Annotated in this window: 7 protein-coding genes; 4 read left to right on the plus strand and 3 right to left on the minus strand. The window is 59.8% G+C overall.

Annotated elements, in window-relative coordinates; all coding sequences use genetic code 11:
- On the minus strand, positions 1-242 hold a 242-nt coding region (locus WBV42_RS13440), incomplete at its 3' end, for a hypothetical protein (RefSeq protein WP_253225285.1).
- A gap of 125 nt (positions 243-367) precedes the next feature.
- Here WBV42_RS13440 and WBV42_RS13445 point away from each other — a divergent pair.
- Positions 368-1,039, plus strand: coding sequence for an MBL fold metallo-hydrolase (locus WBV42_RS13445; protein ID WP_423986477.1), 672 nt, complete (start codon positions 368-370; stop codon positions 1,037-1,039).
- Between the two features lie 66 nt (positions 1,040-1,105).
- Here the strand turns inward: WBV42_RS13445 and WBV42_RS13450 are convergent, their stop codons facing one another.
- Positions 1,106-1,714 (minus strand): alpha/beta hydrolase, encoded by a 609-nt coding sequence (locus WBV42_RS13450; protein WP_423986478.1) that lies wholly within the window; start codon positions 1,712-1,714, stop codon positions 1,106-1,108.
- Between the two features lie 54 nt (positions 1,715-1,768).
- Here WBV42_RS13450 and WBV42_RS13455 point away from each other — a divergent pair, with 54 nt between their 5' ends.
- The 3 genes from WBV42_RS13455 to WBV42_RS13465 all read left to right on the plus strand — a co-directional run bounded on the left by WBV42_RS13455 (position 1,769) and on the right by WBV42_RS13465 (position 4,545).
- Positions 1,769-2,614: a PspA/IM30 family protein gene (locus WBV42_RS13455; RefSeq protein ID WP_423986479.1), complete on the plus strand. Its 846-nt coding sequence runs from the start codon at positions 1,769-1,771 to the stop codon at positions 2,612-2,614.
- Positions 2,615-2,680: 66 nt separating this feature from the next.
- A complete protein-coding gene (locus WBV42_RS13460; protein ID WP_423986480.1) occupies positions 2,681-3,721 on the plus strand; it encodes a hypothetical protein in 1,041 nt (346 codons plus the stop codon).
- Between the two features lie 536 nt (positions 3,722-4,257).
- The gene (locus WBV42_RS13465; RefSeq protein WP_423986481.1) at positions 4,258-4,545 is read left to right on the plus strand and encodes an amphi-Trp domain-containing protein; all 288 of its coding nucleotides are present in this window, start codon (positions 4,258-4,260) and stop codon (positions 4,543-4,545) included.
- Between the two features lie 69 nt (positions 4,546-4,614).
- On the opposite strand, the gene WBV42_RS13470 is transcribed toward WBV42_RS13465, so the two are convergent.
- The coding region (locus tag WBV42_RS13470; protein WP_423986482.1) for a His/Gly/Thr/Pro-type tRNA ligase C-terminal domain-containing protein at positions 4,615-5,115 on the minus strand (501 nt) is incomplete at its 5' end.

The raw sequence follows: 5,115 nt of genomic DNA on the forward strand, positions 1-5,115 counted from the left end.
TACTCCCCCTCGTAGTACTCCGCGCTCGCGTTCTCGTCGATGAATCCGGATTTGAAGCTGATCCACGCCAGCACGCTGATGAAGATCATCGGCGGGAGGATGGCGAACCCCCAGAGCGGGTTGAGTCCCCAGCCGAGAATGAGCACCAAGTCTATCAACCCGAGCGCCATGAACGGAACGACTGCTTTCATCGCCCGCCACCGGTCTACTTCACCGGTTTCGGTTGGTAGTGGCGTTCCCATACCACCTGTTGCGTGGCGGACGACCAAAAACCGTCCGTTCGTGCCCACGCGGTGGCAACCGTTCGTCCGTACGTTGGAAGAATCACCCGTTCATGCTCAAGTGGCTAGCCGTCGTACCACCTCGCATGGTGACACAACTCTCGGACGACGTGTGGTGGCTCGACCTCGGGGGCGTCAACTGCTATCTCGCGGACGACGACGGCGATCTGACCCTCGTCGACGCCGGGACGCCCTTCGACAGCGGCGACATCATGCGCGAGGTGCGGGACGCGGGCTACTCCATCAACGACGTCGACCGCGTTCTCATCACGCACTACGATTTCGATCACGTCGGGGCGCTCGCCCGCCTGCCGCTCCAAGCGCCGATATACGTCGGCGAAGCGGACGCTCCGCTCGTCTCCGGTGCGGACGCGCCCGACTGGCACAACCACAAGGGAGCGTTCCAGCGCGTGGCAGGCACGCTCCTTTCCCGTCCCGACACCGAAGTCCATCCCGTAGCGGACGGCGACGAAATCGGGAGTTTCACGGCCTACGCAACGCCGGGGCACTCGCCGGGGCACCTCGCCTACGTCAGCGAATCGCTGAGCGCGGCCTTCCTCGGGGACCTCGTTTTCGAGGATCACGGAAAGCTGACCGCCTCCGCGTGGGCGATGAGCTACGACACCGAAGCAGTACACGACAGCATCCTCTCCCTTCAGTCCCGCGCACCCGACTTCGAAATCGCCGCGATGGGCCACGGTGTCCCGTTCTACCGTGACGGGAGCGACCGACTGACCGAACTCACCGAATCGCTGTAACGTCGGCTCGTTTGCCTATCGCTTCCACTTCGCTCTCCTATCGAGTCAAACGGCGCGTCGTCCCGTCTACGCGGGGCTTCCGAGTCGCGCAACGAGAAATTCTCCGAGTCGATTAGCTACCTTCTGCTCCTGTCCGATGAAGAAGTGGTCGGCGGGGAACTCCTCGGTCTCGAAGCCGAGTTCGTCCGCGCGCTCGACGAGCGGTTCCCAGTCCGCCAAATCGTCGCGCGTTCCGTAGAGGACTTTCAGCGGGACTTCGACGTCGTCAAGCGCGGCCGCGGCGTCCAACTCGTCGGTGAGCCGGGAGGCGGGTGCGAGAAGTGCGATGACATCCACGTTCTCGTCCACGCCCGCGAGGGTGGCGATCGCGCCGCCGAAACTGAAGCCGAAGATTCCCACCGAGTCGTAGCGTTCGCGCGCAAAGCGCACGGCGTTGCGGGCGTCCTCGCGCTCGCCGTAGCCTTCGTCCCAATCGCTGTAATCGAAGCGTAGACAGGCGATGCCGTGGTCCGTGAGGTACTCCGACAGTGCGACGAGGCGGTTGTCGTTTCGGTTGCCGTCGAACTGTGGATGGGGTGGGCAGGCGACTATTACCCCGTCTGTCTCCCCTTCAGGCTCGTCCAACGACCCCCGCACGTCCCGAACGCCGGGGACGACGACTTTGTTCGAGGTCACACTGGCGTGTTAGCTTGGTGAGGATTTTAAAGGTCGGGTTCTGAATATAGTGGTATGGGAGTACTCTCACGCATGTCGTACGTCGTCCGCTCGAAGGTAAACGCCGTCCTCAACAGGGCAGAAGACCCGACCGAGACGCTCGATTACTCCTACGAGCAGATGCGCGATGAACTACAGGACGTCAAACAGGGCATCGCAGACCTCACGACGCAGAAAAAACGCCTCGAAATCCAGAAGCGCCGCCTCGAAGAGAACGTCGAGAAGCACAACGATCAGGCGCGCCAAGCGGTCAAGCAGGACCGCGAGGATTTGGCCCGGCAGGCCCTCGAAAAGAAAAAGCAGAAGATGAACCAGATCGAGGACCTGGAGAGTCAGATTGCACAACTCCAGAACACACAGGACAACCTCGTGGAGAAGAAGAACGAACTCCAGAACCGCATCGAGGAGTTCCGTACGAAGAAGGAGAGCATGAAAGCCCGCTACGAGGCCGCGGAAGCCAACAGCCGCGTCTCCGAGGCGATGACCGGCGTCGGCGACGAGATGCAAGACGTCGGGATGGCCATCGAGCGCGCCGAGGAGAAGACGGAGGACATGGAAGCCCGTGCGGAAGCGATGGACGAACTGCAGGACACCGGCGCGTTCGAGGATGCGCTTTCCGATAAAAGCAGCCTCGACCGCGAACTCGAAGAGATGCGCACGAGCGGCGAAGTCGACTCCGAACTGGAGACGCTGAAAGCCGACATGGGAATCGAGGACGAACCCGAAGAAGAATCGTCATCCGCGTCCTCCGATGACGACGAAATCGACCTCTCGGACATCGAAGCGGAAGTCGCCGCGGAAGAATCGGAATCGGACGCGGAGACCGAAGCGGAGAGCGAGACCGAACAGAACAATTCGTAATCCCTCCGGCAAAAACAACCGTATTCGGCAAGTGTCTATTTCAACGTACTCGGCCTTTCATTTCCCATGAGCGAGTCTGGCGGGAGCGCACAACCCGGGGACACGATGCGCGAGCGAGCGAACGAGAGCCGGGTGAAGCTGTGGATCTTGATGGAGGCGAACCGATGGTTCGTCGCGGGCGGTACCCTGATAGCCGTCTTCGTAGCGCTGGTCGTGTTGGGCGTGCTTGACCCGTCGCCGCTGCAACAGTACATCGGCCCTAGCGACGACGCGGTTGATACGGTGTTTCAGGGCTTCGTCGGGGCGATCATCACGGGTGTGACCCTCGTCGTGACGCTGAACCAACTCGTCCTCTCGCAGGAGCTCGGGCCGGTCGGCGATCAGCAGAGCCGAATGGAGGGGGCGATGGAGTTCCGCCGGGAAATCGAAGACGCGCTCGACGTTCCGGCCGCACCCCCCGAACCGGCGTCGTTCATGAAAGCGCTCCTCGATGAAACCGCATTGCGGGCCGAAACGCTTGCCGACGCCGTGGACGAGAGTCGAGACGAAGACCTCAAAGAGGAAATCCGGAGCTACGTCGATGGCCTGACGGGCAACGCGGACGAGGTGAGCGACACGCTCGAAGACACGCAGTTCGGGACGTTCGACGTACTCTCGGCCATCCTCAACTTCAACTACTCGTGGAAGGTCTTCCTCGCGCGGAAGATCCGCCACAAGCACGCCGATGCGCTCTCCGAGGAGGCCGACGACACGTTCGACGACATCATCGAATCGCTCACCTTCTTCGGACCGGCGCGTGAGCACTTCAAGACGCTCTACTTCCAGTGGGAACTCGTCAACCTCTCGCGGGCCATGCTGTACACGGCGGTCCCCGCGCTCGTGGTCACGATTTCGATGATAATCTACTTCGACGCGAAAGCGATTCCGGGCTACACGTTCGGCATCAGCAACGACGTGCTGACGGTCAGTTTGGCATCTACGATCGCAATCACGCCGTTCATGATCCTGCTCGCCTTCATCCTGCGGATTGCGACGGTAGCCAAGCGGACGCTTTCGATTGGCCCATTTATTTTGCGAGAGACGAAGCGGAGCGACGAATTAGACTGAAAAAATTATCTTGAACTCTTCCTCAATCGGACACTATTATTACAAAAGGAGTAGTGGTTGTTACATGGATAACACGGGACCGAACTCTTCGGTGGCATCGGAGGCAAAGCTCTCACTCCTAACGAAATCTGCAATCGCGATTATCCTGATAGTCGCTGCATTATATTCACTAGCTATCGAATCAGGACCGGTATTTTTCATACTGACTGCCATAATCATCGGCGTCATTTACGCTCTCTTTCGGATTGTAGTGATCTATCGGAACTAGCTTTTAGCGAACATTTGAGACTGTTTTCAGTATCTCTAAACGGTGAAAACAGGAAATGGGATCGTTTGGAATTGTGGCCGTGGTGAAGCGGGCGTTGTCCCTCGAACCGTTCATTTTGCGGGAGACGAAGCGGAGCGACGAGGTGGACGGAGAAGTGGGTAGGTTGGGTGAGTGGTTCGTTCGAGATTTGTTAGTGACGGTGTGCTGAGTGCAGAGGACGAGTTCAACAGAGGGTGCAGTTATCAGTATGGGCTGTGTATACGTCTACATGCCCGAAGAAGTCCTGTTCAAATCGGAGAGCGATCAGAGTCGAGAAGAAATCGCAACGTACCTTCGCCGTGTCGCCGAGAAGTTGGAACAAGGCGACGCGATTACGCTCAAATCGGGGTCCGAGTCCGTGACGATAGAGCCGTCGGCTCGTCCGACGTTCGAGGTCAAAGCCGAACGCGAGGGACCGACGGACGGACCCGGTGAATTGAGTATCGAGTTCGAACTCGAATGGGACGAGAACAGCGGTGAGGGAGATAGTGGGAGTGGCCAGCTAGAAATCGAGTGATTGGACGACGTGACGGTCGATTCCGCGTGAAAAGCTCGCTTAGGGAAATGCCACAGCGGTCCAGCCGCCTCAGTCGAGGAATCCGAGTTCCGTACTCTTCTCGTCGCGCTCCGTCTCCAAGTGATCGTGGAACTCCTCCAACGAAACGTCCTTCTCCTCTCGCTCCAGGCGGTCGCGGACCGAAATCGTGCCCGCTTCCTCCTCGTCGCCGCCGACGACGATCATGTACGGAATGCGGTCGTCGTGGGCCTGCTGGATCTTACGGCCGACGGTCCACGAGCGATCCTCGACCTCGACGCGGAAGTCGCCGAGTTGGTTGGCGACGCGGTGGGCGTAGCCGAGGTTGTCGTCGCTGACGGGGAGCACGCGGACCTGTTCCGGCGAGAGCCAGAGCGGGAACTTGCCGTCGAAGTGCTCGATGAGCACCATGAAGAAACGCTCGTAGCTACCGTACAGCGCGCGGTGGATCATGACCGGGCGCTCCTCCTCGTTGTCCTCGGTGACGTAGCTCAGGTCGAAGCGCTCGGGCATGTTGAAGTCGAGTTGGACCGTCGGGCCGTCCCAGACGCG

Source organism: Haladaptatus sp. (assembly GCF_049589095.1).
Taxonomy (GTDB): domain Archaea; phylum Halobacteriota; class Halobacteria; order Halobacteriales; family Haladaptataceae; genus Haladaptatus.

Coding starts and splice junctions, on each gene's coding strand:
- WBV42_RS13460 (WP_423986480.1), top strand. CDS start 2,681: ATGAGCGAGTCTGGCGGGAGCGCACAACCCGGGGACACGATGCGCGAG.
- WBV42_RS13455 (WP_423986479.1), top strand. CDS start 1,769: ATGGGAGTACTCTCACGCATGTCGTACGTCGTCCGCTCGAAGGTAAAC.
- WBV42_RS13445 (WP_423986477.1), top strand. CDS start 368: ATGGTGACACAACTCTCGGACGACGTGTGGTGGCTCGACCTCGGGGGC.
- WBV42_RS13465 (WP_423986481.1), top strand. CDS start 4,258: ATGCCCGAAGAAGTCCTGTTCAAATCGGAGAGCGATCAGAGTCGAGAA.